This is a genomic window from Streptosporangium sp. NPDC000563 (assembly GCF_040299985.1).
Lineage (GTDB): Bacteria > Actinomycetota > Actinomycetes > Streptosporangiales > Streptosporangiaceae > Streptosporangium.
Genome location: NZ_JBEPDA010000002.1, coordinates 221,296 through 247,774 on the forward strand (window position 1 = coordinate 221,296; position 26,479 = coordinate 247,774).

The window sequence follows — 26,479 nt, forward strand, 5'->3', positions numbered from 1 at the left end:
GTCTGCGCATGCGCCACGTTGAGATCTCGGGCAAGAGACTCCGGCTCAGGGAAATCACCATCGATGACGTGGACGCCCTGCACGCCGTATACGGTGACCCGACGGCCACCGAGCACCTGCCGTTCGACCCCCGCACGCGCGAGGAGGTCGAGGAAACGATCATCGAGGCGATCAAGGCCGCGGAGGTCGAACCTCGGCGTCTCTACGTGCTGGCGGTGACCGACCTCGACAACAGCGAGGCCTTCGGCGTCGCCCGGCTGCACATCGAGGCCGACCACCCGCACAGCGCGGAGATCGGCCTCGGGCTCCGTCCCGACCACTGGGGCCGGGGCATCGGCACCGACCTGATCCGGCTGATCCTGACGTTCGGCTTCCGCGATCTGCGCCTGCACCGCATCTGGGGCGCCCGCTCCCCCGCCAACACCGCCGCCCAACTCGCGATGCTGGTCGCCGGGATGGTCGAGGAGGGCAGGATCAGGCACCACGTGCGGGCCCGCGGGGTCTGGCGCGACTCCATCGTGCACTCGGCGCTGGAGGACGAGTGGGAGGGGCACCGTGACGTCTGACCTGACGGGTTTCCCGGCCGCGCACCGCCCGCCCACCCACCATGAACCGGTCACCCGCCGGCGCGCCGGTCGTGACCCGGTCGCACGCCGGACATGAGCTCACCCCGTACCGGCCGCGAGCCGGTCGCATACCGGCTGTGAGCTGGGCGCACGCCCGGTCACCGACCCGCCCGGGGGCGGGTTCCCCACCCCTTTCCACAAATGTTGTGACGGAAATGCTGCCGTTTCCGGTCACGGGAAGTGTCAAATGCCCCTAGAGTCCGCGCATGTGAGCGAGAGTCCCATCCTCCCCGTACGAGGGCGCCCGGTACGGCCCTCCGGAAGGCACCGCAGGCCCGTGCCCTCCCAGCTCCCGCCCGAGGCGCCGGCGCTCGTGCTGGCCGCGCTCGGCGACGCCTCCGGTACCGCCGCGGAACTCGCGGCCCTCATCCGAGGGGACAATCCACAGATCCAGGTCCGGTTGGCCGCGCTCGGCGAGGACGGCAAAGGACTGACCTCCGAACTGGAGGCGGCGGCGAGGGAGCGTCCCGAGGACGCGACGGCCGCCATCGTGGTTCCGCTGCTGACCGGCCCGCATCCGGTCGCCGACCAGCTGATCTCCGCGGCGGTCGCCGCCGGCAAGGTCCCGGTGACGGTCACCGACCCCCTGGGGCCGCACCCGCTGCTCGCCGAGGCCCTGCACATCCGCCTGTCGGAGCGAAGCCTGGCGCGGGCCGACCGGATGCGGCTGCTCAACGTCTCCAGCCCGGTCGACGCGGTCATCCTCGCCACCGTCGGCGGCGAGATCGCGGCGGCGGAGGCACAGCCGACGGCGGTGCTGCTGGCCTCGCGGCTCACCCTGCCCGTCCTGGTCGCCTCCCTCGACAGCGCGCCCACCGTGGCGGACGCGGCCGGGCGGCTTCGCGGCATCGGCGCCCAGCGCATCGCCGTCTCACCCTGCCTGCTGGGCCCTGAGGCGCCTCCAGGGCTCGCGAACGCGGCCGCGGAGGAGGTCGGAGCCGAGTGCGCCGAGGTTCTCGGCGCGCACGATCTGATCGCGGACCTGGCCGCCCGCGCCTACGGGAGCATCCTGTCGGCGGATTGATCGACCCGGTGTGATGGATTCCCTCTGTCGATTATTGACCCGCGTAATCGTCAGAGGGAATAGATCACACTGTCGGGCATCGACCCGCGCAATCGTCAGAGGGGATAGATCATGCTGTTCGGAAAAGAGCATGTGGCGAGATATCAGGCGACCGACGGCGCCGAGGGACACGAGTGGCAGGGCACCACGACCCTGATCCTCACCACCGTCGGCCGCAAGTCCGGCGAGCGGCGCTCCACCCCGCTCATCTACCAGCGTCACGGCGACGACCTCCTCGTGGTCGCCTCCAAGGGGGGCGCCGACGATCCGCCGCTGTGGTACCTCAACCTCCAGGCGGATCCCGAGGTCGAGGTCCAGGTGCTGGGCGACCGGTTCAAGGCCAGGGCACGCACCGCCACTCCGGAGGAGAAACCGGAGATGTGGTCGATCATGGCCGCGGCCTGGCCCGCCTACGACGAGTACCAGACGAAGACCGAGAGGGAGATCCCGGTGGTCGTGCTGGAGCGTGCCGCGGCCTGACGGGCACCGCGTGACCGGGAAGGGCCGGGCGGGTCCCGTGGGCGACCTGGACCGGCCTTCCCTCCGTACGCGGGCCGGGACCGGGGTGAGGGCGGGTCAGACCTCCAGCCAGACGTAGCCCGCGAACCTGCCGGTCGTCCCCTCCCCACGATGGGAGAACAGGTCGGGGCTCTCGATGGTGCAGCGGGTGTCGTGGGTGATCTCCCCGACACCCGCCTTGCCCAGTTGCGAGGTGATCGCGGCCCGCAGGTCGAGGGCCGGGGTGTCCTGGCGGGTGATCGACCACGCCTCGGGAAGCATCACCGCGACCTCATCACGCATGTCCGCGGGGACCTCGTAGCAGGTGCCGCAGGCCATCGGGCCGATCAGCGCGGTCATCCTCGCCGGGTCCGCTCCGCGTTCGGCCATCTCCTCGACCAGGGCCGTGACGACGCCGGACATGGTGCCGACCCGGCCCGAGTGCGCGGCGCCGACCAGTCCGGCCTCCGGCTCGGCCAGCAGGACGGGCGCGCAGTCGGCGCAGAGCGCGGCCAGGCCGAGGCCGGGAACGTCGGTACAGACCCCGTCCAGCGGCGGCGGGTCGTCGCCGAAGGGTTCCCTGACATATTGGACATCGGCGCTGTGGACCTGCCGCATGAACACGACCCGCTCCAGGCCGAACTCGGCGGCCGTCCGCGCCCTGTTCTCCGCGACCGCGTCCGGCTCGTCGCCGCACATGCCTCCGAGATTGCGACTGCGGTACGGATCGGTGCTGACACCACCGTGACGATCGGTGATCCTCATCTGAAAGTTCACGGGCCGACCTTACCCGCCCAGGAACCTGACCCCCGGGACGTTCGTTTCACAGAGACACAGATCCCCCTACAGATTGCGAACGTCATGGCTCAGGTTGTGTACGACCGCAAGGAGCAGTACCAGCAGATCGAGAGCGGCCTCATGCCCGGCGAGCAGATCATCGCCGTCTACGACGCCATCGGTACGGGCACCGGTTTCCTGGGGCTCACCGACAAGCGGGTGATCGTGCAGGACAAGTCGTTCGTCGGCAAGAAGATCGCCATCACGAGCATCCCCTACGACAAGGTCTCCGCGGTGAGCGTGGTGAGCAACAAGTCGATCGCGGGCTCGTTCTTCTCCTCGGGGGCCATCGCGATCCACGTGGGCACCCACACCTACGAGGTGGAGTTCCGGGGCGACAACAAGGCGCATCACGTGCACAACGTGATCCTGCACTTCATCACCGCCTAGGACCCCACCTCGTCACCGCCGGAGACCACCGGGGAACCACCGGGGGAGACCACCGCCGTAGACTCCGCCCCGCGAGGGACCGTCACCCGGCGCAGGCCCGCGCCTACCGGCGGGCGACCTGCCGGTAGAGCTCCATCGTCCGCTCGGCGATGCGCTCCCAGGAGAAGTGCTCCACCGCGCGGATCCTGCCCGCCTCGCCCATCCTGGTGGCGAGGGCGGGGTCGGCGAGCAGCCGGTTGACCCGCTCGGCGAGGTCGGCGGCGAAGGCGTCGGGGTCGTGCGGGGTGCCGTCGGCGGCCTGGTCGATCGGGACCAGCAGACCGGTCGAGCCGTCGGCCACGACCTCGGGGATGCCGCCGGTGGCGGTGGCCACGACGGCGGTCTCGCAGGCCATCGCCTCCAGGTTGACGATGCCCATCGGCTCGTAGACGGAGGGGCAGACGAACACGGTGGCATGGGTGAGGATCTGGATCACCTCGGGGCGGGGAAGCATCTCCGAGATCCACACGACGCCCTCGCGGTCGAGTCCGCGCACGAGCGCGGTCACCTCGGCGGCGATCTCGGGAGTGTCGGGGGCTCCCGCGCAGAGCACCAGCTGGGCGTCGGGGTGGAAGTCGCGTGCCGCGTGGAGCAGGTGCACGAGACCCTTCTGCCGGGTGATGCGCCCCACGAAGACGACGTAGGGCCTGCTCGGGTCGATGCCGTGCCGCTCCAGGACGTCGGTGTCCCGGTCGGGGGCGTACTCGCCGGTGTCGATCCCGTTGTGGATCACGGTGACCCTCTCCGGCGTAATCTCCGGATAGCTCGCCAGCACGTCGCGGCGCATCCCCTCGGAGACCGCGATGATCGCGTCGGCGCTCGCCAGCGCGCCGCGCTCGGCCCACGACGACAGCGTGTAACCGCCGCCCAGCTGCTCGGCCTTCCACGGCCGCAGCGGCTCCAGGCTGTGCGTGGTCACCACGTGGGGTGTCCCGTACAGCATCTTGGCGACGTGGCCGGCGAAGTTGGCGTACCAGGTGTGGCTGTGTACCAGGTCGGCGCCCTCACACCCGGCGGCCATCTCCAGGTCGACGCCGAGCACCTGCAGCGCGGCGTTGGCCGTCTCCAGCCCGCCCGGCACCCGGTAGGCCGCGACGCCCTCCTCCGGTCGTGACGCTCCGAAGCAGCGGACCCGGGTGTCGGCGAGCCTGCGCAACTCCCGGGCGAGGTATTCGACGTGAACTCCCGCCCCTCCGTAGACGTCGGGGGGGTATTCACGGGTCAGCAGATCCACTCGCATGCGATCAGCCTAGTGTTTCATCCCTGTTCATCAGGTTAAGGTCCACCTATGAGAGTCCTCGCGATCGTGCTCGCCGGTGGAGAAGGTAAGAGGCTCATGCCTCTGACAGCTGATCGAGCGAAGCCTGCGGTGCCTTTCGGGGGGATATACCGGCTCGTCGACTTCGTACTGTCCAATCTCGCCAACGGCCACTATCTCCAGATCGTTGTGCTGACGCAGTACAAGAACCACAGTCTCGACCGGCACATCTCCCGGACATGGCGCCTGTCGGCGATGCTCGGCAACTACGTCACCCCGGTCCCCGCCCAGCAGCGCCTCGGGCCGCACTGGTTCTCCGGTTCCGCCGACGCGCTGTTCCAGAATCTGAACCTCATCTACGACGAGATGCCCGACCACGTCATCGTGTTCGGCGCCGACCACATCTATCGCATGGACCCGCAGCAGATGGTGCGTCAGCACATCGAGAGCGGAGCCGAGGTGACCGTGGCCGCGATCCGGCAGCCGCTCTCGCTCGCCGACCAGTTCGGAGTCATCGAGACCGACCCCGCCGGACGCAAGATCACGGCCTTCCGCGAGAAGCCGAAGGACGCGGTGGGCCTGCCCGACGCGCCCGACCAGGTCTACGCCTCGATGGGCAACTACGTCTTCAAGACCCAGTCGATGATCGACGCGCTGAGGGAGGACGCGCTCGACCCGACCAGCAAGCACGACCTGGGTGGCAACATCATCCCGATGATGGTGAAGTCGGGCAGCGCGGAGGTGTACGACTTCGCCGACAACATCGTGCCCGGCTCCACCGAGCGCGACCGGGGCTACTGGAGGGACGTCGGAACGCTCGACGCCTACTACGAGGCCCACATGGATCTCATCTCGGCGCATCCGGTCTTCAACCTCTACAACAGCCGCTGGCCCATCTACACCGGCCACGATCCGCTCCCCCCGGCCAAGTTCGTGCACAACGACGGCGACCGGGTGGGCAGGGCGATCGACTCCCTCGTCTCCGCGGGCGCGATCGTCTCCGGCGGGCTCGCCGAGCGTTCCATCCTCTCCCCCGGCGTGGTGCTGCACTCCCACTCCCAGGTCGAGGACTCGGTCCTGATGGGCAACGTGAAGGTGGGCCGCGGCGCCATCGTCCGCAAGGCCATCATCGACAAGAACGTGATCATCCCGGACGGCGCCAGGATCGGCTTCGACCTGGAGTACGACCGCAGCCGCTTCGCGGTGACCAACGGCGGCATCGTCGTCATCGGCAAGAACGAGATCGTCGAGCGCTGACCTCTTCACCGGACACCGGCACGACCCGCGTCACCGGACGTCGGCGGCCTCGTCGAGGCCGCCGACGACGTGCGGACGCACGTCGTGGCCTTCGTCCGCGAGCCGGCCGCCGTAGCGAGGGCCGGCTGCGCCGCAGGCTCCGGCGGAGCTTCCCGAAACAGAACGAAGCGGATGCCCCGGCCCCCCTGTCGTCTCAGACCGGATCCGGCTGGTCTCCGCCCCGCTGGGCGAAGCCGTCCCGCTCGCCGGTGTCCCCGCCCAGGCCGCGGGACATGAGCCCCGCGCCCATCAGGCCGGTGAGCGTCCCGGGAACGGTCGCGGACGGGGGTGGGGTCTCGACCCGGAAGCGGGGCAGCGCCTCGGGATACCTGTCGCGGACGAAGGCCACCATGTGCTCGCGCATGTCGCACTTGAGATCCCAGGCGCTGGCGGAGTCGGCGGCGCTCATCAGCGCGCGCAGCTCAAGCAGCCCGTTGGGAAGGGTGTCGGTGACCTGCAGGGTCCAGTCCTTCTGGTCCCAGAGCGGGTGCTCGCGCAGGGCCCGGTAGAGCTCGGCGCGCAGCTCGTCCACCGGCACCGACCAGTCGACCCGGATCATCACGTGACCGATCACCCGGCTGCTGTGCCGGGTCCAGTTCTCGAACGGGTTCGCCGTGAAGTAGGAGACCGGCAGGACGAGCCGTCGCTCGTCCCACAGCCGCAACACCACGTAGGTCAGGCTGAGCTCCTCGATCCGCCCCCACTCCCCCTTCACCACCACGACGTCGTCCAGGCGGAGCGCGTCACTGAAGGCCAGCTGGAGCCCGGCGAGCATGTTTCCCAGGGTCGACTGGGCTGCGATGCCGACGACCACCCCGGCGATACCGGCCGAGGCGAGAAGTCCGGCTCCCAGCGCCCGCACCTGCGGGAAGGTGAAGAGCATCGCGCCCAGAGCGAGCACGATGATCACCGCGGAGGCGACCCTGCGGACCAGGGTGATCTGGGTGCGGATGCGGCGGGCCCTGCGGTTGGCCTCGCCCTCGACGGCGATCAGACGTTCCAGCACCACGTCGGTGACCGCGTAGGCGGCCTGGATGACCAGCCAGGTGGCACACCCGATCATCGCCAGGCTGAGAGCGCGGTCGATCACCTGGCTGAGCGCGCCCTCCACCATCTCAGGTTCGTAGATGGTGTGGGCCGTCGCCACGGCGGCCGTGGCGAATCCCGGCCAGGCGCAGCGGTGCACGAGCGGACCGGCGAGAACCCACTTCTCGCCGATCAGCCGCGAGCGCAACACCCGTCGCACCACCTCCACCGCCACGACGGCGGCGACGATGGAAACGATCATGATGATCCAGCTGGACACGTGAGGCGTCCCCCTCGACGTCTTTCTGCCTCGTCGTTCTCTTTTCCGGACCAACAGCTAATCAGAAGGATTCGTCGAACGTGACATTCCCTTCGACGGCTACCTGGTAGGCGGAAACCCGGCGTTCGAAGAAGTTGGCCAGCTCCTGCACGTCCTGCAACTCCATGAACGCGAACGGGTTGGCCGTGCCGTACCTGACGGGCATCCTGAGCCTGACCAGGCGCTGGTCGGCCACGTACTCCAGATAGCGGCGCATCTGGTCCACGCTCATCCCGAGCAGGCCGTCACCGCACAGGTCGGCCGCGAAGGCCAGCTCCGCCGCGACCGCCTCCTCGATCATCCGGGTGACCTGTTCGACGAGCTTGTCGTCGAACAGGTCGGGCTCCTCGGCCCGTACGGTCTCCACGACGCCGAAGGCGAACTCCATGTGCATGGACTCGTCGCGGAAGACCCAGTTCGTCCCGGTGGCCAGGCCGCCGAGCAGGCCCCGGGAGCGGAACCAGTAGACGTAGGCGAAGGCCCCGTAGAAGAACAGCCCCTCGATGCACGCCGCGAAGCAGATCAGGTTGAGCAGGAACGCCCGCCGGTCCTCCCTCGTCTCCAGCCGGGTCAGCCCGCCGAGCGAGTCGATCCAGCGGAAGCAGAACTCCGCCTTGTCGCGGATCGAGGGGATGTGCTCGACCGCGGCGAACGCCTTGACCCGCTCGTCGGGATCGGGCAGGTAGGTGTCCAGCAGGGTGAGGTAGAACTGGACGTGCACCGCCTCCTCGAACAGCTGCCTGCTGAGATACAGGCGCGCCTCGGGGGCGTTGAGGTGCTGGTAGAGGTTGAGGACGAGGTTGTTGGCCACGATCGAGTCGCCGGTGGCGAAGAAGGCCACGAGACGGTTGATCAGGTGACGCTCCTCGGGCGTCATCCTCGCCAGGTCCGCCAGGTCGGAGGTGAGGTCCACCTCCTCGACCGTCCAGGTGTTGCGGATCGCGGCCCGGTAGCGCTCGTAGAACTCCGGGTAGCGCATCGGCCGCAGGGTGAGATCCATGCCGGGGTCGAGCAACATCGGAAGAATCGCCTTTCTGAAGGCTGCTGAGGACTGCTGAGGGTTGTCGACGGACCGGACGGCTACTGGCAGGCGTCGCAGTACTCGGGGTTCTCCAGGGAGCAGGCGACGGCCTCGGACACGACTTCGGACACGACCCCGGACACCGCCCCGGGCTCGGCCGCGGCCCGTTCCGCCGGGGCCGCCACGGTGGCCTGCGCGATCCGGGTGGCCGGGCGCGAGCGCAGGTAGTAGGTGGTCTTCAGGCCCGACTTCCACGCGTAGGCGTACATCGAGGAGAGCTTGCCGATGGTCGGCGTGGCCATGAAGAGGTTCAGCGACTGCGACTGGTCGATGTACGGGGTGCGCGCGGCGGCCAGGTCGATCAGCGCCTTCTGCGGCAGCTCCCAGGCGGTCCGGTAGAGCAGCCGCAGGTCGGCGGGGATCTCGGGGATGTCCTGGACCGAGCCGTCGGCGCGCTTGATCGCGTCGCGGATCGGCGCCGTCCACAGTCCGCGGGCCTGGAGGTCGCGGACGAGATAGCGGTTGACCTGGAGGAACTCCCCCGAGAGGGTCTCGCGCTTGAAGACGTTGGAGACCTGCGGCTCGATGCACTCGTAGCAACCGGCGATGGAGGCGATCGTGGCCGTCGGCGCGATCGCGATCATCAGCGAGTTGCGCAGGCCGGTCTCCGCGATCCGCCCCCTGAGCTCCGTCCACGCGGCCGACGTCGCGGCCCCGTAGTGGTCGGGGTGCAGCACCCCGGCGGCGGCCCTGGTCTCCTCGTACGAGGGATGGCGGCCACGCTCGACGGCCAGGTCCGAGGAGGTCCGGTAGGCGGCGAGCGCGATCTCCTCGGAGATCCGGGTGGACAGCTCCAGCGCGCGCGGCGAGTCGAACGGCAGCCGCAGCGCGAACAGCACGTCGGCCAGGCCCATCAGGCCGAGCCCGATCGGACGCCACCGCCGGTTGGCCGCCTCCGCCTCGGGAGTCGGGTAGAAACCCAGGTCGATGGTCCGGTCGAGGAACCGCACCGCGGTACGGACCGTCGCGCGCAGCCGCGCCCAGTCGATCCCGTCCTCGAGGTCCCCTGACAGGTGGGCGGCGAGGTTGATCGAGCCGAGGTTGCAGACGGCGGTCTCGGCGTCGCCGGTGACCTCCAGGATCTCGGTGCAGAGGTTCGACAGGTGGATGACGTTCTCGGGCCTCGCCGTCTGGTTGGAGGTACGGTTCGCCGCGTCCTTGAAGGTCATCCAGCCGTTGCCGGTCTGGGCGAGCGTGCGCATCATCCGCCCGTACAGGGTGCGGGCGGGGATCCGCCGGGTGAAGCGGCCCTCGGCCTCGGCCACCCGGTAGGCGTCGTCGAACGCGGCGCCGTACAGGTCGGTGAGGTGCGGGACCTCCTTGGGGTCGAACAGCGACCAGAGGCCGTCGGCCTCGACCCGGCGCATGAACTCGTCGGGGATCCAGTTGGCCAGGTTCAGGTTGTGCGTGCGGCGGGCCTCCTCGCCGGTGTTGTCGCGCAGTTCCAGGAACTCCTCGACGTCGGCGTGCCAGGGCTCCAGGTAGACGCAGGCCGCGCCCTTGCGGCGGCCTCCCTGGTTCACCGCGGCGACGCTGGAGTCGAGCGTGCGCAGCCAGGGCACGATGCCGTTGGAGTGTCCGTTGGTGCCCCGGATCAGCGAGCCCCGCGAGCGGACCCTGGTCCAGGCGATCCCGATGCCCCCCGCGTACTTCGACAGCCGCGCGACCTGCCCGTAGCGCTCGTAGATGGACTCCAGCTCGTCGCGGGGCGAGTCGAGCAGGAAGCACGAGGAAAGCTGGGGCCTGCGCGAGCCCGAGTTGAACAGCGTGGGCGAACTGGGCAGGTAGGACAGAGTGGCCATGAGCGCGTACAGCTCGGCGGCCTCCTCGACGGTCTCGGCCAGGCCGCAGGCCACCCGCAGGAAGAAGTGCTGCGGGCGCTCCAGGACCTTGCGGGTCCTCGGGTGGCGCAGCAGGTAGCGGTCGTAGACGGTGCGCAGCCCGAAGTACTCGAACCTGGCGTCCGCCTCCGGATCGACCAGCGCGTCCAGGACCGCGGCGTGGGCGGACACGAACCTCGCGAGCCCGTCGGCGACCAGCCCCGCCTCGTGGGTCGCGGCGACGGACTCGGAGAAGGCGCGGACGCCGTGCTCGGCGGCCTCGTCGGCGATCAGCTCGGCCAGCATCGCGGCGGCGACCCTGGAGTTCTCGGGATCGGTGATCACCCGGGCGGCGGCCTCGTCGATGGCCAGCCTGCGGGCGTCCGTGGCGCTCCCGACGCTCCCGACGCTCCCGGCGCCGTCGTCGCCCGTCGCGGCCACCGCGGCGCTCCGCGCGTTCCCGGTGTTCCCGGTGTTTCCCGTGCCGCCATGGCCCGACGCGGTCACCACCGCGCCTTCGACGCCGCTGTCGCCCGTCGCGGTCGCCGCCGTGCTCCCCGTCGCGGTCTCCGCCAATGCCTGTGTCACCTGGTGCCCCTCGCTCGATCGGACTCGCCCCAGGCTCCGCCGGATGGCACGCGTCCGCGAGCGATCCCGGGCACGCCGGATCGCCTCGTTCCGCGGGCCCTCCCACGAGGCCCTGGACATTCACGTCACCGGCAGGTCTTCGGACTCACGGGCGCGACGCGCATGCCTACCGGCCGTCGCTTCCCAGGTATGGATCACCCAGTGCTCAATGACGGCTTTCGTTCCCGTTCACCGCTGCGGGGCAGTCCCGGAATCTCACCGGGTTCCCTCTTGCCTCGCCCCCTGCGGGGCGAACCAGCAACGAGCAGGATCCTACATCTAGGGGCGCCTGACGCAACTACCCCAACAGGTTGTGTCGGAGGACTTCAGTAGCCCGAGCTCGTGAAGCACACCGCGGGTGCGGGCCGTCTCGGTGGCGAGCCACTGGCGAAAGTCGTCGCCGCTGAGATAGACCCGGCTCCAGCCGTGGGCCGCGCACAGGGAGCGCCAGCGTGGCGCGGCGTCGAGCCTGTCGCACAGGGCGATCGCGGCGTCCCTGTCCTCCGGGCTCATGTCCTTGGGCCCCAGCAGGCCGCACCAGTCGCTGTACTCCAGCCGGACGTCGACCTCTCTGAGCGTCGGCGCGTCGATCCCGTCGATCCTGTCGCCGGAGGAGACCGCCAGGGGCCGCATACGGCCCGCGGCGATCTCGGAGCGCAGAGCACGCGCCGATCCCAGCAGGGCCGCCACCTGGCCCGCCTGGAGCGCCTCCACGGCGTCCTCGGGGGTAAGGTATCCGGCATACTCCAGCAGCCGGGTGTCCACCCCGAGGCACTTGCCGATCATGCCGTAGAGCACGTGCTCGGAGCCCCCCTCCGACCGGCCGCCGACCGCGAGCCCCGCCGGGTTCCGGCGCAACCCCGCGGCGAAGTCCTCGAAGGTCAGCAGGCGGGAGTCGGCGGGGACGACCAGGACCGCCCAGTCGCCGACCAGGCGGGCGATGGGGGTGGCGGCGTTCACCACGGCGACGGTGTTGGCGATCTCCGCGGCCGCCACCATCGGCATCGCGGTGACGAGCAGCCTGCCCTCTCGCGCGAAGGGGCCGCCGAAGGCACCGAAGGCGCCGAACGCGTCGCGAGGGGCGGAGCCCAGGGCGCCGCCCCGCTCGACGGCCATCGCGGTGCGCGCCAGTCCCGCCTGGACCGCGACGGTCGCCAGCCTGCCCGCGATCCTGTCCCAGCCGTGGCCGTCGGCGGTCGGTTCGAGGAGGAGCAGGCGCTTCACCACCGAGCCGGCGTCGTTCGCGCCGCACCCCGCGGCGAGCAGCACCCCCGCCGCCAACGCGAAAAACCCCCTACGGCGCATAAGCGCCCCTTCCCCCAAGAACCCCCTATACCACAGGTTAGTACTCCATCACTATCTGTGACGAGACGGGGGGGAGGGAAAGGGCGCGGGGCTCACTCCACCGTGACGCTCTTGGCCAGGTTCCTGGGCTTGTCGACGTCGCGGCCCAGGGCCACCGCCGCGTGGTAGGCGAAGAGCTGCAGCGGGATCGAGAGCAGGATCGGGTCCAGCTCTGTCTCGTTCTTGGGCACCACGACGCAGTCGTCGGCGAGCTTGGGGTCGGCGTCGCGGTGGCCCACCATGAGCACCCGGCCGCCCCGGGCGCGGATCTCACCCAGCGTGGTGAGGTTCTTGTCCAGCAGCTCGTCGTCGGGAACGATCGCCACCGTCGGCATGTCCGGGCCGATCAGCGCCAGCGGCCCGTGCTTCAGCTCGCTCGCCGGATAGGCCTCGGCGTGCACGTACGAGATCTCCTTGAGCTTCTGCGCGCCCTCGCGGGCCACCGGATAACCCCTCACCCGGCCCACGAACATCATGCTCGGCGACTCGGCGTACTTGCCCGCCAGTTCCTTGATCTGCGACTCCAGCGCCAGGATCTCCTTGATCTGGTCCGGCAGCCTGCGCAGGCCGTCACAGATCCTGCGGCCGTCGGCGGGAGACAGGTCGCGCACCCGGCCCAGGTGCAGCGCGAGCAGCGCGAAGGCCACGGCGGTCGAGGTGAACGCCTTGGTGCTCGCCACCGAGACCTCGGGGCCCGCGTGCAGGTAGACACCGCCGTCGCACTCGCGGGCGATCGCGCTGCCCACCGTGTTGACGATGCCCAGCACCCGGCCGCCCTTGCGCTTGAGCTCCTGCACGGCGGCGAGGGTGTCGTAGGTCTCACCGGACTGGCTGATCGCCACGTAGAGGGTGTCGGCCTCCACCACCGGGCTGCGGTAGCGGAACTCGCTCGCCGGCTCCGCGTCGGCGGGGATGCGCGCCAGTTCCTCGATGAGCTGCGCGCCGATCTGGCCAGAGTAGTACGCGGAACCGCAGCCGATGATCTTCACTCGGCGGAACGAGCGGCTCTCCCGCGCGTCCATGTTGAGACCGCCCAGGTGGGCGATGTGGAAGCGGTCGTCCAGCCGCCCGCGCAGCGTCCTGGCCACCGTGTCGGGCTGCTCGGAGATCTCCTTGAGCAGGTAGTGCTCGTAGCCGCCGGTGTCGTAGTGCCCGGCCTCCCAGTCGACGGTCAGCGTCTCCTTCGCCGTCTCCCGCGCGTCGCTGGCGAAGGTGTTGAACCCGTCGGCCCGCAGCACGGCGATCTCGCCGTCCTCCAGGTGCACCACCTGGCGCGTGTAGCGGACCAGCGCGGCCACGTCGGAGGCGGCGAACATCTCCTTCTCGCCGATGCCCAGCACGATGGGGCTGCCGTTGCGCGCCACGACCACCTCGCCGGGACGCTCGGAGTCGATCACCGCGATCCCGTACGTGCCGACGACCCGCTTGAGCGCGGTCCGCACGGCCTCCTCCAGCGAGTCGGCCTCCTTGACCGTGCGGGCGATCAGGTGCGACAGCACCTCGGTGTCGGTCTCCGACAGGAAGATCGCGCCGTCGGCCTCCAGCTTGGCGCGCAGCTCGTCGGCGTTCTCGATGATGCCGTTGTGCACGACGGCGATGCGCTCGTCGGTGGACAGGTGCGGGTGGGCGTTGACGTCGCTGGGCGCGCCGTGGGTGGCCCAGCGGGTGTGACCGATGCCCAGGCCGCCCTTGAACCGCGAGGGCACGACCGCCGCCAGGTCGGCCACCCGGCCCTTGACCTTGCGCATCTTGAGGCCCTTGTTGGAGATCACCACACCGGCCGAGTCGTAGCCCCGGTACTCAAGACGCTGCAGGCCCTCCAGCAGGATGGGCGCCGCGTCCTTGGGCCCTACATAGGCCACGATTCCGCACATGTAACCGCTCCTTATCCATGAACATCGCTAAACGATCGAGGTGCCGTCGCCTGCTACCCATAGACGATCCGGCGAAGCTGTCGCAGGGAGAGCTCGGGTGCCGCGACACGGCGTACCGCCAGCTCGGCGGCGACCCTGGGGAAGATCTCGTCGTTGACCAGCCCCCTGGCCCTGAGCTCCGTGTGGCGCCGCCGGACGAACTCGTCGACGGGCTCGGAGAAGTAGGCCAGCACGTCCGCGACGACCCGCGCCGCCTCACCGGGACCGAGCGCGCTCGTCCGGATCAGGTGGGTGATCAGATCCTCATGCGGATTCCGTGCCGTGGACACAGATCAGGACCATACGCATCCGGGGGGGAACACACCAAGTTTCCTGCCCGATTTCGGGCAGAGAATCTCTTCGACATCACAACCCCACCGCAATGCGCGACAGTCGGTAATCTCTGATAACTCTAAGTAGTTGCCAGAGGGGGAGGAACCGCCATGCGCCGCCTGCCAGGGATCACCGTCGTCACCGCTCTCACCGTCCTCGCCTCGGTCGCCCCCGCGCAGGCGGCACGTCCCGAGGACCGGCCGGCGCACCCCCGGACGTCCCCGGCCCTCTCCGCGACCACCACACCGCCCGGCACGACGACGACGGGAACGAGGACGCGGTCCGGCAGGCAGGCCGCATTCACCAGGGCCGCACGGACGTACGGGGTGCCGGAGAGCGTGCTGCTCGCGGTCTCCTACCTGGAATCCCGCTGGGAGGGCCACGACGGGCGGCCCAGCGTCTCCGCGGGATACGGCCCGATGCACCTGGTCGACGGCCGGGCCGCACCCGGACGGCCCCACGGCACCGGGGAGGACCCGCGTGGCGACGAGACCCGGCCTCGCCTGATCGCCGTTCCTTCCGTCGCGAAGGACCGGCCGCGAGACACCCTGCGGCGGGCCGCCGAACTGACCGGCCTGCCCCCCGACCGGCTGCGCGAGGACGCCTCCGCCAACATCATGGGCGGCGCCGCGCTGCTCGCCGACTACCGGCGCCGTGCCGGCGGGAACCCTCGCGACGACCCGGCCGGCTGGTACGAGGCCGTCGCCCGATACCCCGGCACCCGGGAGAGGGGCGCGGCGGACGAGGATGCCGCGTTCTCCTTCGCCGACGAGGTCTACGCGACGATCAGGGCCGGTGCCGCCCGGGTGACCGACGACGGCGAGCGGGTTGTCCTCCCCGCCACACCCGACCTGCCCGCGCCCCTCTCGCCCCCTGCGCCTCCTGCACCTTCTGCGCCTCCCGCGCCCTCCACGCCGCCTTCCGTGTCTCCCGCGTCGTCTCCCGCGTCGTCTCCCGCGTTCCTCGCGGCCTTCGCTCGGCCCGCCCCGGCGAAGCCCTCGGGACCGTCCGATCCGCGAGCACCGCTCTCCCTGGAACGGCGCGCCTCGCCCACCGAACCACCCGCCGTGCCACCCACCGAACCACCCGCCGTGCCGCCCTCCGCGTCACCCACCCCCACTCAGGCCGCCACCCCGACGCCCATCCCCGCCAAGAAGATCGCCATGATGCCCGCTCCGGGGCCCGACTGCCCGAAGAGCGTCTCCTGCGAGTGGCTCCCCGCCGCCTACGAACGGCTCCCCGGCGGCGGGTACGGCAATCACGACCGCTCCGACGGCCCTCGGGAGATCGACTACATCGTGATCCACGACGGGGAGACGAGCTACGACGCGATGACCCGCCTGGCCAAAGACCCCACCTACCTGAGCTGGCACTTCACCATCCGCTCCGCCGACGGCCACATCGCCCAGCACCTGCGGGCCAGGGACATCGGCTGGCACGCGGGAAACTGGTACGTCAACTCCCGTTCCATCGGCCTGGAGCACGAGGGCTACCTGGCCAAGGGCGGCGCCTGGTACACCGAGGCGATGTACCTCGCCTCGGCCAGGCTGGTCCGCCACCTCGCGGCCAAGTACGACATCCCCCTCGACCGGGCCCACATCCTGGGACACGACAACGTGCCGGCCACCACCCCGGAGACCGTGGCAGGCATGCACGAGGACCCCGGCCCCTACTGGGACTGGGCCCACTACTTCGAGTTGCTCGGCAGGCCGCTGCGCGCCTCGGGCGGCGACGCCGCGCGCTCGGTGCTGATCAGGCCCGACTACGGCACCAACAGACCGGGGTTCACCGGCTGCGGCGGGGGGTGCCGTGACCTGGGCGCCGCCTCGGTCTGGCTGCGCACGCGCCCCTCCGCCACCGCGCCGCTGGTCAAGGACATCGGCAAGCACCCCACCGGCGACTCCACGTACAGCGTCTACGACCACGCCGCCCGCGCCTCCACCGGCCAGCGGTACGCGCTCGCCGAACGCAGGGGCGACTGGACCGCGATCTGGTACCTCGGCCAGAAGGCGTGGTTCCACGACCCGGCCACCGCCCCCACCTCCGTGCGCGTGTCCGGCCCCCTGGTGACGCCCAGGCCGGGCCGTTCCCCGATCAAGGTGTACGGCAGGGCCTATCCGATGAAACCCGCCTACCCGAGGGGCGTTCCCGCGCAGGCCCTGACCCCGCTGCAGTACTCGATACCGGCCGGGCAGGCCTACAGCTCCGGCCCGGCGACACGGGGCTCGTACCTCAGGGCGGCCTCCTTCGACCCGTCGGAACACCGCGTCGTCACGGGCGACGCCCGCTACCGGCAGATCCAGTTCGGGCACCGGATCATGTTCGTCCGGGCCTCCGACGTCCGATCGGTCACCGGATGAGGCTCTCCGATGATCCGGCCCGTTGCGCACATCCGCCCTGCGGAGGCGCTAGAGTTTTCACGTGCCCCGGAGCCGTTTCCCGGGGATCACGCGGAAGTGGCTCAGTGGTAGAGCATCACCTTGCCAAGGTGAGGGTCGCGGGTTCGAATCCCGTCTTCCGCTCCGGCGGGCCTCCAGGGGCCTGACCGGTGGAGTGGCCGAGAGGCGAGGCAACGGCCTGCAAAGCCGTCTACACGGGTTCAAATCCCGTCTCCACCTCAACGCACGACCATCGGACCCTCCGGGATCCGGTAAAGTGGTGCGAGCGCCGAGGGGAAACCCGAAGCGAATACGCGGAAGTGGCTCAGTGGTAGAGCATCACCTTGCCAAGGTGAGGGTCGCGGGTTCGAATCCCGTCTTCCGCTCTGATTCACCCGAGGACGATTAGCTCAGCGGGAGAGCGCTTCCCTGACACGGAAGAGGTCACAGGTTCAATCCCTGTATCGTCCACCACCCCCATGGAATCCATGGGTCGATCACGTCGAATGGCCGCCAAAATCCCTGCTCAGGGGCGTTGGCGGCCTTCTGCTTCGTATAGCCCGCCGGAATCCGGCCACCCCCGTCCGGCGGGGACGCCCCCTGGAGCCGGCCCGCCGAGGGCGGACCGGCTCCGGAGTCACGTCACATCACGGTCACACGCGGTTCCATCTCTGGTTGGTGCTGCCCTGACAGGTCCAGATCTGCACCCTGGTGCCGTTGGCCGTGCCGGAGTTGGACACGTCCAGGCACTTGCCGCTGCCGATCGCGGTGATCGTGCCGTCCGAGTTGAAACGCCACTTCTGGTTGTTCTGACCGTTGCAGTCCCAGATGATCACCACCGTGCCGTTCGCGGTCCCGGCCCCGTTCACGTCCAGGCACTTGTTGCCGTACACCCGCAGCTCACCCGAACTGGTCGAGGTCCACCGCTGGTTGGCCTGGCCGTTGCAGTCCCAGATGTTCACCGCCGCACCGTTGCTCTGCGAGGCGCCGCTGACGTCCAGGCACCGGTTCGACGCCACCCCACGCAACGCGCTCGTGCTCGCGGTGGGCGTCGGCGAGGGCGTCGGGGTTGGCGTCGGGGTCGGGGTCGGGTTCGGGGTGGTCAGTTCCTTGATGCGGATGTTGCGGAACGCCGCCACGTCGCCGGACCCGTGGTTCTGGATGCCGATGTAGCCCTGCTGGAGCGAGCGGACCGGGTCGGTGTTGGTGAAGTCGTTGATCTTCGCGCCGTTCAGGAACACCTGCAGCCGCTCACCCTCCACCAGCAACTCGTAGGTGTTCCACTGACCCGGCGGGTTCAGCGCCGCGTCACGTGCGGCGATGTCCGCCGCCTTGAAGCCGTAGATCGCACCTGTCGTCTTGTCGGCGCTGTCGGTCGCGTCGATCTGCACCTCGTGCCCGGTGTTGAGCGCCGCGTTCGGGTCACTGGTGGCCGGGAACCCGACGATCACCCCCGAGTTGGAGTCGCCGGTCAGTCTCCAGTCGAGCTTGAGCGAGTAGGAGCCGAACTCCTTGGCGCTGTACCACAGCATGCCCATGCCACCCTGGGAGGTCAGCGTGGCGTTGCTGTTCGCGAACGACCCCGGACCGGCCTGCGACCAGCCCGTCGTCGACCCGTTGTACAACGCCGTGTAGCCGGTCTCCGGGCGGCAGTCGGCGTTGACCGCCTTGGCCGCGTACCGGATTCCGCCCAGCAGCAGCGTGCGGAAGTTCGAGTCCGAGTACGACGCCTGGGTGTGGCCCAGCCCGGTGTAGAACGAGCGGCCGGAGGCCTGGGGACGGCACCAGGTGATCGGGTGGTCACCCATGCCACCGCCGCTGTAGCTGCTCTCGTCCAGGTTCTGCAGGACCCGCACGTTCGGACGGGGGTTGCTCCGATAGCTGTACCACTCGTCGGACCGGGACCATGTCGTCCCCAGATGGGCGGTCGCGGCGTGCGCCCGGTCCTCGTTCCGCACCGTCGCCTGCTGGATCGCCGGATGGCTGTTGAACCAGGCACCCACCAGCTGCCCGTAGTACGGCCAGTTGTACTCGGTGTCGGCGGCCGAATGCACTCCCACATATCCGCCGCCGCCGTCCACGTACGACTGGAAGGCGTTCTGCTGGGTGTCGTTCAGCACGTCACCGGTGGTGTTGAGGAACACCACCGCCTTGTACTGGGCGAGGTTGGACCCGCTGAAGGCGTTGGAGTCCTCGGTCGCGTCCACGGTGAAGTCGTTGGAAGCCCCCAGGTCGCGGATGGCCTGGATGCCGACGGGGATCGCGTCGTGCCGGAACCCGGCCGTCTTGGAGAAGACCAGCACCTTGAAGGCGGCGGCCTGGGCGGGGACGGCGGGGACCATCATCGTGGCGGCGGCGGCGGTGAGCGCCACCGCGGCGGCCGAGAGGCGTCGCAGCACGGGTGTCCTGCGGTCGCCGCCCGCGGCGGATATCAGATGTCGAAGCATTGGTCGTCCTTCCATCGTGGCGCCCGGCGGGGCCTTTTCGGCGATGAGCCGGGCCGCGCCGGGCGCCACATCGATGAGGTGCTCGTGGAGTGGTCGGGGTCGCGTAGGAGGCGGACCGCCTCAGACGCGGTTCCATCTCTGGCTGGTGCTGCCCTGGCAGGTCCAGATGTGCGCTCTGGTGCCGTTGGCCGTACCGGAGTTGGACACGTCCAGGCACTTGCCGCTACCGATCGCGGTGATCGTGCCGTCCGAGTTGAAACGCCACTTCTGGTTGTTCTGACCGTTGCAGTCCCAGATGATCAACACCGTGCCGTTCGCCGTCCCGGCCCCGTTCACGTCCAGGCACTTGTTGCCGTACACCCGCAGCTCACCCGCACTGGTCGAGGTCCACCGCTGGTTGGCCTGGCCGTTGCAGTCCCAGATGTTCACCGCCGCACCGTTGGTCTGCGAGGCACCGCTGACGTCCAGGCACCGGTTCGACGCCACCCCGCGCAACGCGCTCGTGTCACCGGAAGGCCCGGAAGGCGTCGGCGTCGGCGTCGGGTTGGGCGTCGTACCGGTGCCGAAGGTGAAGGAGTCCAGGTCGAACAGGTAGCCCTGGCCGGTCGCGCCGCGGAAGACGAGGTACAGCGTCGTGGCGCCGCTCGGCCCGCCGCTGATGTTCGCCGAGACGTTGGCGAAGGTCTCCCAGCTACCGGTGCTCGTGACGTTCACCGATCCCAGCAGCGTGCCCGTGGCCGAGCCCGCCCGTACCTCGATCCGGCCGCCCGCGCCCGCCGAGGACACCCGCGCGGTGAAGCTCGTGACGTTGCTCAGGTTGTACGGCTGGAAGGAGATCCAGTCGCCGTCGTCGACGAAGCCGGCCGTCCTGCCGCCATCGGCGCCGGCGTGGTCCGCCGTCTGCACGCCCTGCTGGGCGCCGAAGTGCTCGGCCTGCCGGTACCGTGGCTGCAGCGTCCGGCTGCTGGTGGCGGTCAGGCCGCCCCCGTCGGTGTAGGAGGCCACGAAGACACCGAAGATGTTCGCCGCGGAGTCGTGCTCGCCGTCGACCGGCACCGCGATGGAGCCGCTGCAGCCGTTCCTGGAGGTGATCTGGTGAGCGTGGCTGTCATGGCCGAGCGAGTAGGTGACCGTCACCTTCGAGCAGTCGATCGTGCCGTCCTCGGGGTCGCTCACGCTGACCTGGAACGGCACCGTGTCGCCGAAGGAGAACAGCTGACCGTCGCCCGGCGTCGTGAGCGTGACGGACGGGGCGGTGTTGCCGACGGTCACGCTGACACTCGCGCCTCCGGTCAGCCCCTGCGGGTCGCGCACGGTGAGCGTGGCGGTGTACGAGCCGTTGGTGGTGTAGGTCTTGGTCGGGTTGGCGGCGGTGGAGGTGGTGCCGTCGCCGAAGTTCCACGAGTACGTCAGCGCGCCGCCCTCGGGGTCGGAACTGCCCGACGAGGAGAAGTTCACCGTCAGCGGAGCCGCTCCCGAGGTCTTGTCGGCCGAGGCCCTCGCGATCGGGTTGCGGTTGGCCGCCTGGCCGATGTACTCGATCCGGTAGAGCGCCTGGTTGTTGCTTCCCGTGCCGTAGTCCAGCACGTACAGCGCTCCGTCGGGACCGAAGGCCATGTCCATCACCTGCGTCCCCGACCAGGGGAACGAGGAGATCTCGCCGTAACCGCCGTCGCTCTTCACCTCGATGGCCTTGATCCAGCGGCGGCCGTACTCGCCGGCGAAGAACCGTCCGTTGAGCGTCTGGGGGAACTTGACGCTTGAGTTCAGGTTCGCGTCGTAGCGGTAGACCGGGCCGCCCATCGGCGACTCCGAGCCGCTGCCGAACTCCGGCGGCGAGCCGGAGTCACCGGCGTACTTGATCCACGCCGGCTTGGCCGGGGGCAGCGTGGTCAGTCCGGTGTTGCGGAAGGAGTTGTTGGTCGGGCCTCCCGAGCAGTTGTACTTCGGGCCGGTGCTGTTGGAGGCGAAGTCCCACTCGTTGTAGGTCTCGCTGGTGGTGTTGCTGCCCGTGCAGTAGGGCCAGCCGTAGTTGCCGGCGGAGGTGATGCGGTTGAACTCCACCTGACCGCTCGGTCCCCGGTTGGAGTTGGTCGACCCCGCGTCCGGCCCGTAGTCGCCCAGGTAGACGACGCCGGTCGCCTTGTCGACGCTCATCCGGAACGGGTTGCGCAGGCCCATCGCGTAGATCTCCGGCCGCGTCCTCGCCGTCCCCGGCGCGAACAGGTTGCCGCTGGGGATCGTGTAGGTGCCGTCCGCCTGCGGCGTGATCCGCAGCAGCTTGCCGCGCAGGTCGTTGGTGTTGCCGGCCGAGCGCTGGGCGTCGTACTGCGGGTTGCGGTTGGTCCGCTCGTCCAGCGGGGAGTAGCCGCTCGACTCGAAGGGGTTGGTGTCGTCGCCGGTGGTCAGGTACAGGTTGCCCTGCGCGTCGAAGTCGATGTCACCGCCCGCGTGACAGCACTGACCGCGGTCGTTGGCGACCCGCAGGACCACCTTCTCGCTGGCCGTGTCGAGCGTTTCATCCGACCTGAGGGTGAAACGGGACAGGTAGAACTCGCCCTTCCACTGGTCGAACTGCGCCTGGGTGCCGGTAGCCGGGGCGTCGCCGTTCGGCGTGCTCAGCCGGGGTGAGTAGTACAGCCAGACGTACCGGTTCGTGGCGAAGTTCGGATCGACTCCGACCCCCTGCAGGCCCTCCTCGTCATGGGTGTAGACGTTGAGCCTGGCGGACACCTTCGTGTTGCCGTTGACGTCGGTCACGCGCAGTGTGCCGTCGCGGGCCGTGTGGAGGACCGATCTGTTCGGCAACACGGCCAGTGACATCGCCTCGCCGATCTCGTTACCGCCCGACGCGAGTGAGATCTGCTGGTAGTCGGATGCCGGGATGTTCAGCGCGAGCGCCTGGTACGACGAACCCGCTCCGTTGACGCCGGATGATGACGCGTGCAGGGCCGGGGTGGCCGCGAGGGTGGAGGTGACGGGGGCGACGAGGGTGAACGCCGCGGCCAGCAACCCGGCGACGATACCGGTCAGGACCGGTCTGCGCGCCGTAGCAGGCGAAGATGGTTGCACGGTGGTTCCTTCGGGGGGTGGGGGGTGTGGGTCAGGTCACGCCCTCCGCCTCAGGTGGGTGACGCCCTCCCGAGGTGGAGACCGTCGCCGAACGAGGAGACGTACGGCGACGGCCGACTGCGCGGATCCAGGTCGGGGATCGTCCGGATCATGCCGTTCCGTGGCATGGTGACCGCGATCGGCGGGGCGGCGGAGGCGGTCTCCTGGCCATCACGACACCGATGGGGACGGCCACGCCGGGCCGAGGCGGGCCTCGGCCGCGGGGCTCGTTCGATCGGTCACGTGCTTCTCCCAGGAGGGTGCGCCTCACCGGTGACACCACGAAAGAAGGCATGGTGCGGCGAGGTGGTGAATGTCGACATGGCCGATCACGACGTGGAGGGCGCGAAGCGTCCCCACATCCCGCTCATGTGATCCAGCCGCGGAGGCACCGGAAGGATCACCCCTGGGACCTCACTACCCATTACGTTCCGGGCGCTTATCCCCGTCAAGACTTTAAGCCTACTTATTTCGCAAATAGCACACCGCCGTTCCGGGCATGGTGAGCCGTTTTCCGCCTCTACCTGGGACGATGCCTGTCGCGCGGTCACCTGTGCCGACCAGCCCGCATGAAACGTTCAGATGTGTCGTACTGATGGGAGGTCTTCGATCTCGGCGAAGTGCCCCGTGTCCTCGCCCCCGGCGAAGCGCCCCCGCCCTCTCGGCCCCGCGTCGCGGGGGAATAATCGGCATCCGGTCGCGCCTTGGCCCTGAGCATGACCGCCACACCATTCGATCCGCGCGCACTGCTCGCGGAAAGCCGCCTCGGTGTCCTCGCGACGATCAAGTCCGACGGCCGCCCCCAGCTCTCCCCCGTCATGCCCTTCTACGACCCGGAGGCCAAGGTCGTCTACGTCTCGATGACCGAGGGACGCGCCAAGACGGCGAACCTGCGGCGAGACCCGCGCGCCACACTGGAGGTGACCGCCCCCGACGGTCTGGCATGGGTCACCGCCGAGGGCACGGCGACACTCACCGGGCCGGGAAACGATCCGCACGGTCCCGAGGTCGAGGCACTGGTGCGCTACTACCGCCTCGCCGCCGGAGAGCACCCGGACTGGGACGAGTACCGGGCGGTGATGGTCTCCGACCGCCGGGTGCTCATGGTCATGACGGTCGACCACGTGTACGGCGAGAGGATCGGCTGACGGCGTCCGGGAGAAACGCCGAACGTCCGGGGCCGCGCCCTCGGTAGCGTGGACGAGATCAGGTAACAGGCTGGGAGCACACCGCATGCGCTGGCAGGTCCACTCAGAAGAACCTCTCTACACCGATCGGTGGCTCGATGTCCGGGTCGCGGACGTGGAGCTTCCCGACGGCAGGCGCCTGGACTACCGGCTGATCCGTACCGCGCCGGGGGCCGGGGCCGTCGTCACCGACGATCGGCGGCGGGTGCTGCTGATCTGGCGGCATCGCTTCATCCCCGATTCGTGGGGCTGGGAGATCCCCATCGGCGGGATCGAGGACGTCGAGGAGCCGGCGACGGCCGCCGCCCGCGAGTTCGAGGAGGAGACCGGATGGCGGCCCGGACCGCTGCGCCCGCTGCTGCGCGTCCAGCCGAGCAACGGGCTCTCCGACTCGGTCCACCACATCTTCCGCGCCGACGGCGCCGTCCACATCGGCCCACCGACCGACCCGTGGGAGGCCGAGCGCGTCGAGTGGGTGCCACTCGACGACGTCCGCGACATGGTCGGCAGGGGCGACGTCACGTGCGGCACCAGCATGGCCGCGCTGCTCTACGTCCTCACCGAACCGTAGGACACGAAACGATCTGTCCAGGCGGGACCGTGAGCTGCGGATATCCCGGGCGCGAAGCGAACCGTGGGACACGAGGCGATCCGCCTCCCGGGCCGGCTCTCGACGGCCGCGACCACCTTGAGGCTCCCACCGGCCCGTCTACCGGGACGGATCCTTCTCAGCCCCTGGTCGGCCCGGGAGGACCCCCTTCCCACCTGGGACGATCTCCGGACAATCATCCCGATCTTCTTTTCGGCACGCGATACTTGATGATAGGGAGCACCATGTAAGGAGGCATGACCTGAAACATGGTTAATCGCTATGCTTTTGAAACACGGCAAAGGGGGCGCCTGTGCAGCGCGTGGTGGTCGATCCTGAGGTGCCCGGGGAGGTCGCCGACCTCTTCCGCCAGAACGGCCCGTTGCTTTATCGCCTCCGCACCAAACGCCCGCCCAGGGACGTGGACGCCCCCAGGGTTCCGGGAGTGCTCATGGGCTTCTTCGGCGGGTCGGTCGCCGTCGTGGGGGGCGGCCTCGTCTTCGCCGGCGCTCCGATCCCCCAGGCCGTCGTCCTGCTCATCCCGCTGATCATCTTTTATCTCTTCATCCTCGGGGTGGTCTACCTCGCCAGGAAGCCCTCTCCCGTCGACTCCGTCGAGCGGCTGCTGTACGCGCACTCGCGGCACTGGCACGGGCGCTTCCTGATCCTGGAGGACTTCGACTACGACGCCAGACACCAGCTCGGCCGGGTCCAGAGGGCGATCGACCACATCCTGCGCTCGCGTGTCAACGCGATGGGCATGCTCGACAGCGTGCGCAACTCGGTGATGCTCCCCGCCGAGGAGTGGGAGATCGCCCGGCTGCTGAACAAGCTCTCCTCGCTGCGGGCCAAACACCGCCACCTCGCCAAGGGCGGCAGGAGCCCCGAGGTGCTCGCGGCCATGGCGCCGCTGGAGCGGGCGCTGGCCGCGAGCGAGGCCGCCGTACTCGCACGGGTCGAGGCCCTGGAACGCTACGCCGGCCACGTGTCCGACGCCGAGCGGGCGCTGCGTTCCCAGGGACAGATCGAGGTCCTGCGGGCGCATCTGCCCGAGTACGAGCAGCTCGTCGCCGAGACGGGCGCGGCCAGATTCTCCGGGCCGGAGATCAGGCATCTCAGCGGTGACGCCGACATGCTTCAGCGAGCACTCCGCGAGAGCGTACGCTCGGCACACGAGGCTTTCCGCCATCTCGGCTGACGTGAAATGTGATCGAACGGAGGGACGAGCCTGTGCGGTCAGTGGTGGTCGATCCTGAAGTTCCCCCCCGGACCGCCGACCTGTTCCGCCGGCACGCGTCGATGTTGTCGCGCGTCCGCGCCGGTTGGACCCCCGAGCCCTCACCGCCCAACTCCCGCCTGACCGGACGCTTCCTGAACGCCGGCGGAGGGGTGGCGGCGCTCTTCCTGGTGTGCCTGATGTTCCTCGCCGACGTCGGGCAGCTGCTGTTCTTCATGCTCTCGCTGCTCGTCTTCGTGGTCTTCGTCGGCCTGCTGGCCGCCCGCGAGCCCGCGGAGCCCGAGACGGTCGAGCAGGAGCTCTACCGCGAGGCCCGCTGGTACGAGGGCCGCTACCTGCTCCCGGCCGAGGACTTCGACTACGCCGCCGGACAGTTGCTCGACCGGACCCAGCAGGCGATCGACTACATCCTGCGCTCGCGCGTCAACGCGGCGGGCATGCTCGACAGCGTGCGCAACTCGGTGATGCTCCCCACCCAGGAGTGGGAGATCGCCCGGCTGCTGAACAAGCTCTCCTCACTGCGCAACGAGCACCAGGAGTTCGTGTACGGCGGGAGCACTCCGGAGGTGGCCGCCGCCATGGCGCCGCTGGAGCGGGCGCTGGCCGCGAGCGAGGCCGCCGTACTCGCGCGGGTCGAGGCCCTGGAACGCTACGCCAGCCACGTGGCCGACGCCGAGCGGGCGCTGCGCGCCCATGACCAGATCGAGGCGCTTCGCGCGCGGCTCCCCCGCTACGAGGAACTGCTCGCGGAGTCCGGCGCCGACGCCTTCGCCGTACCGGAGATCGGGAGGCTCACCGAGGACGCCGATCAGCTGGAACAGGCGTTGCGCGACAGTGTCCGCTCCGCGCACGAGGCGTTCCGCCACCTCGACCCCTCTTCCTCTCCTGCCGCGGACCCGGATTCGCCCGGAGAATCGTCACAGGAGCCCCCGGCTCGCTGAAGGGCTCCGGCTCCGGCTCCGGCGAGGTCGTCTCCCCCACGGGGGCGACGCTTCGGGCAGGTCTCGCCCTTGTCATGGGCGGCGAAGAAGGCGAGGATAGCTCGCGTTCTTGGGAGGTA

General features: G+C 69.5%; 20 protein-coding genes, 4 tRNA genes and 1 riboswitch. Of the genes, 14 read left to right on the top strand and 10 right to left on the bottom strand.

Annotated elements, in window-relative coordinates; genetic code table 11:
• Positions 1-8 precede the first annotated feature (8 nt).
• The 3 genes from ABT352_RS09400 (at position 9) to ABT352_RS09410 (ending at position 2,169) form a co-directional block, all read left to right on the top strand.
• Complete coding sequence (locus ABT352_RS09400) at positions 9-566, top strand: GNAT family N-acetyltransferase (protein ID WP_350943857.1); 558 nt, start codon at positions 9-11, stop codon at positions 564-566.
• A gap of 268 nt (positions 567-834) precedes the next feature.
• Positions 835-1,650, top strand: coding sequence for a sirohydrochlorin chelatase (locus tag ABT352_RS09405; RefSeq protein ID WP_350943858.1), 816 nt, complete (start codon positions 835-837; stop codon positions 1,648-1,650).
• A gap of 111 nt (positions 1,651-1,761) precedes the next feature.
• On the top strand, positions 1,762-2,169 hold the full coding sequence (locus ABT352_RS09410) for a nitroreductase family deazaflavin-dependent oxidoreductase (RefSeq protein WP_350943860.1): 408 nt from the start codon (positions 1,762-1,764) through the stop codon (positions 2,167-2,169).
• A 96-nt stretch (positions 2,170-2,265) separates the two neighbouring features.
• Here ABT352_RS09410 and pgeF read toward each other — a convergent pair whose 3' ends face one another.
• Positions 2,266-2,952 carry a peptidoglycan editing factor PgeF gene (gene pgeF / locus ABT352_RS09415; RefSeq protein WP_350944244.1) on the bottom strand — a complete coding sequence of 229 codons (687 nt, stop codon included), beginning with the start codon at positions 2,950-2,952 and terminating at the stop codon, positions 2,266-2,268.
• A gap of 96 nt (positions 2,953-3,048) precedes the next feature.
• Here pgeF and ABT352_RS09420 point away from each other — a divergent pair, with 96 nt between their 5' ends.
• The gene (locus ABT352_RS09420) at positions 3,049-3,414 is read left to right on the top strand and encodes a PH domain-containing protein (RefSeq protein ID WP_350943862.1); all 366 of its coding nucleotides are present in this window, start codon (positions 3,049-3,051) and stop codon (positions 3,412-3,414) included.
• Positions 3,415-3,517: 103 nt separating this feature from the next.
• Here ABT352_RS09420 and glgA read toward each other — a convergent pair whose 3' ends face one another.
• Positions 3,518-4,693, bottom strand: a complete 1,176-nt coding sequence (gene glgA, locus ABT352_RS09425; RefSeq protein WP_350943864.1) for a glycogen synthase — start codon at positions 4,691-4,693, stop codon at positions 3,518-3,520.
• A 48-nt stretch (positions 4,694-4,741) separates the two neighbouring features.
• Between glgA and glgC the strand changes: the two genes are divergently transcribed.
• A complete protein-coding gene (glgC, locus tag ABT352_RS09430) occupies positions 4,742-5,968 on the top strand; it encodes a glucose-1-phosphate adenylyltransferase (protein ID WP_350943866.1) in 1,227 nt (408 codons plus the stop codon).
• Positions 5,969-6,161: 193 nt separating this feature from the next.
• On the opposite strand, the gene ABT352_RS09435 is transcribed toward glgC, so the two are convergent.
• The 6 genes from ABT352_RS09435 to ABT352_RS09460 all read right to left on the bottom strand — a co-directional run bounded on the left by ABT352_RS09435 (position 6,162) and on the right by ABT352_RS09460 (position 14,427).
• Positions 6,162-7,313 carry a mechanosensitive ion channel family protein gene (locus ABT352_RS09435; RefSeq protein ID WP_350943868.1) on the bottom strand — a complete coding sequence of 384 codons (1,152 nt, stop codon included), beginning with the start codon at positions 7,311-7,313 and terminating at the stop codon, positions 6,162-6,164.
• A 61-nt stretch (positions 7,314-7,374) separates the two neighbouring features.
• Entirely contained in the window at positions 7,375-8,370 is a 996-nt protein-coding gene (locus ABT352_RS09440) for a ribonucleotide-diphosphate reductase subunit beta (RefSeq protein WP_350943870.1), read from the bottom strand.
• Positions 8,371-8,432: 62 nt separating this feature from the next.
• On the bottom strand, positions 8,433-10,841 hold the full coding sequence (locus ABT352_RS09445) for a ribonucleoside-diphosphate reductase subunit alpha (RefSeq protein WP_350943872.1): 2,409 nt from the start codon (positions 10,839-10,841) through the stop codon (positions 8,433-8,435).
• A 113-nt stretch (positions 10,842-10,954) separates the two neighbouring features.
• Positions 10,955-11,155, bottom strand: a riboswitch (cobalamin riboswitch).
• Positions 11,156-11,159: 4 nt separating this feature from the next.
• The gene (locus ABT352_RS09450) at positions 11,160-12,185 is read right to left on the bottom strand and encodes a tripartite tricarboxylate transporter substrate-binding protein (RefSeq protein WP_350943873.1); all 1,026 of its coding nucleotides are present in this window, start codon (positions 12,183-12,185) and stop codon (positions 11,160-11,162) included.
• A gap of 92 nt (positions 12,186-12,277) precedes the next feature.
• Positions 12,278-14,098 carry a glutamine--fructose-6-phosphate transaminase (isomerizing) gene (gene glmS, locus ABT352_RS09455; protein WP_350943875.1) on the bottom strand — a complete coding sequence of 607 codons (1,821 nt, stop codon included), beginning with the start codon at positions 14,096-14,098 and terminating at the stop codon, positions 12,278-12,280.
• A 53-nt stretch (positions 14,099-14,151) separates the two neighbouring features.
• Complete coding sequence (locus tag ABT352_RS09460; protein WP_350943877.1) at positions 14,152-14,427, bottom strand: hypothetical protein; 276 nt, start codon at positions 14,425-14,427, stop codon at positions 14,152-14,154.
• 153 nt (positions 14,428-14,580) lie between these two features.
• On the opposite strand from ABT352_RS09460, the gene ABT352_RS09465 reads away from it, so the two are divergent.
• From ABT352_RS09465 to ABT352_RS09485, 5 genes are all read left to right on the top strand, one after another.
• Positions 14,581-16,830 (top strand): N-acetylmuramoyl-L-alanine amidase, encoded by a 2,250-nt coding sequence (locus tag ABT352_RS09465; protein ID WP_350943879.1) that lies wholly within the window; start codon positions 14,581-14,583, stop codon positions 16,828-16,830.
• A gap of 90 nt (positions 16,831-16,920) precedes the next feature.
• Positions 16,921-16,992, top strand: a tRNA-Gly gene (locus tag ABT352_RS09470).
• Between the two features lie 25 nt (positions 16,993-17,017).
• Positions 17,018-17,088: transfer RNA gene (locus ABT352_RS09475), tRNA-Cys, on the top strand.
• 74 nt (positions 17,089-17,162) lie between these two features.
• Positions 17,163-17,234: transfer RNA gene (locus ABT352_RS09480), tRNA-Gly, on the top strand.
• 13 nt (positions 17,235-17,247) lie between these two features.
• Positions 17,248-17,322 (top strand) — tRNA-Val (locus ABT352_RS09485).
• A gap of 179 nt (positions 17,323-17,501) precedes the next feature.
• On the opposite strand, the gene ABT352_RS09490 is transcribed toward ABT352_RS09485, so the two are convergent.
• Positions 17,502-19,295, bottom strand: coding sequence for a lectin (locus ABT352_RS09490; protein ID WP_350943881.1), 1,794 nt, complete (start codon positions 19,293-19,295; stop codon positions 17,502-17,504).
• A gap of 120 nt (positions 19,296-19,415) precedes the next feature.
• Positions 19,416-22,367: a lectin gene (locus tag ABT352_RS09495; protein ID WP_350943883.1), complete on the bottom strand. Its 2,952-nt coding sequence runs from the start codon at positions 22,365-22,367 to the stop codon at positions 19,416-19,418.
• A 755-nt stretch (positions 22,368-23,122) separates the two neighbouring features.
• On the opposite strand from ABT352_RS09495, the gene ABT352_RS09500 reads away from it, so the two are divergent.
• From ABT352_RS09500 to ABT352_RS09515, 4 genes are all read left to right on the top strand, one after another.
• A complete protein-coding gene (locus ABT352_RS09500; protein ID WP_350943884.1) occupies positions 23,123-23,554 on the top strand; it encodes a PPOX class F420-dependent oxidoreductase in 432 nt (143 codons plus the stop codon).
• Positions 23,555-23,639: 85 nt separating this feature from the next.
• A complete protein-coding gene (locus ABT352_RS09505) occupies positions 23,640-24,164 on the top strand; it encodes an NUDIX hydrolase (RefSeq protein WP_350943886.1) in 525 nt (174 codons plus the stop codon).
• 331 nt (positions 24,165-24,495) lie between these two features.
• A complete protein-coding gene (locus ABT352_RS09510) occupies positions 24,496-25,380 on the top strand; it encodes a hypothetical protein (protein ID WP_350943887.1) in 885 nt (294 codons plus the stop codon).
• Positions 25,381-25,412: 32 nt separating this feature from the next.
• Positions 25,413-26,360 (top strand): hypothetical protein, encoded by a 948-nt coding sequence (locus tag ABT352_RS09515; protein WP_350943889.1) that lies wholly within the window; start codon positions 25,413-25,415, stop codon positions 26,358-26,360.
• Positions 26,361-26,479: the final 119 nt, after the last annotated feature.

Bases quoted from the DNA above. Each gene is read 5' to 3' on its own strand.
- ABT352_RS09400 (WP_350943857.1), top strand. From the start codon at position 9: ATGCGCCACGTTGAGATCTCGGGCAAGAGACTCCGGCTCAGGGAAATC.
- ABT352_RS09410 (WP_350943860.1), top strand. From the start codon at position 1,762: ATGCTGTTCGGAAAAGAGCATGTGGCGAGATATCAGGCGACCGACGGC.
- pgeF (WP_350944244.1), bottom strand. From the start codon at position 2,952: ATGAGGATCACCGATCGTCACGGTGGTGTCAGCACCGATCCGTACCGC.
- ABT352_RS09420 (WP_350943862.1), top strand. From the start codon at position 3,049: ATGGCTCAGGTTGTGTACGACCGCAAGGAGCAGTACCAGCAGATCGAG.
- glgA (WP_350943864.1), bottom strand. From the start codon at position 4,693: ATGCGAGTGGATCTGCTGACCCGTGAATACCCCCCCGACGTCTACGGA.
- glgC (WP_350943866.1), top strand. From the start codon at position 4,742: ATGAGAGTCCTCGCGATCGTGCTCGCCGGTGGAGAAGGTAAGAGGCTC.
- ABT352_RS09440 (WP_350943870.1), bottom strand. From the start codon at position 8,370: ATGTTGCTCGACCCCGGCATGGATCTCACCCTGCGGCCGATGCGCTAC.
- ABT352_RS09450 (WP_350943873.1), bottom strand. From the start codon at position 12,185: ATGCGCCGTAGGGGGTTTTTCGCGTTGGCGGCGGGGGTGCTGCTCGCC.
- glmS (WP_350943875.1), bottom strand. From the start codon at position 14,098: ATGTGCGGAATCGTGGCCTATGTAGGGCCCAAGGACGCGGCGCCCATC.
- ABT352_RS09465 (WP_350943879.1), top strand. From the start codon at position 14,581: ATGCGCCGCCTGCCAGGGATCACCGTCGTCACCGCTCTCACCGTCCTC.
- ABT352_RS09490 (WP_350943881.1), bottom strand. From the start codon at position 19,295: ATGCTTCGACATCTGATATCCGCCGCGGGCGGCGACCGCAGGACACCC.
- ABT352_RS09500 (WP_350943884.1), top strand. From the start codon at position 23,123: ATGACCGCCACACCATTCGATCCGCGCGCACTGCTCGCGGAAAGCCGC.
- ABT352_RS09505 (WP_350943886.1), top strand. From the start codon at position 23,640: ATGCGCTGGCAGGTCCACTCAGAAGAACCTCTCTACACCGATCGGTGG.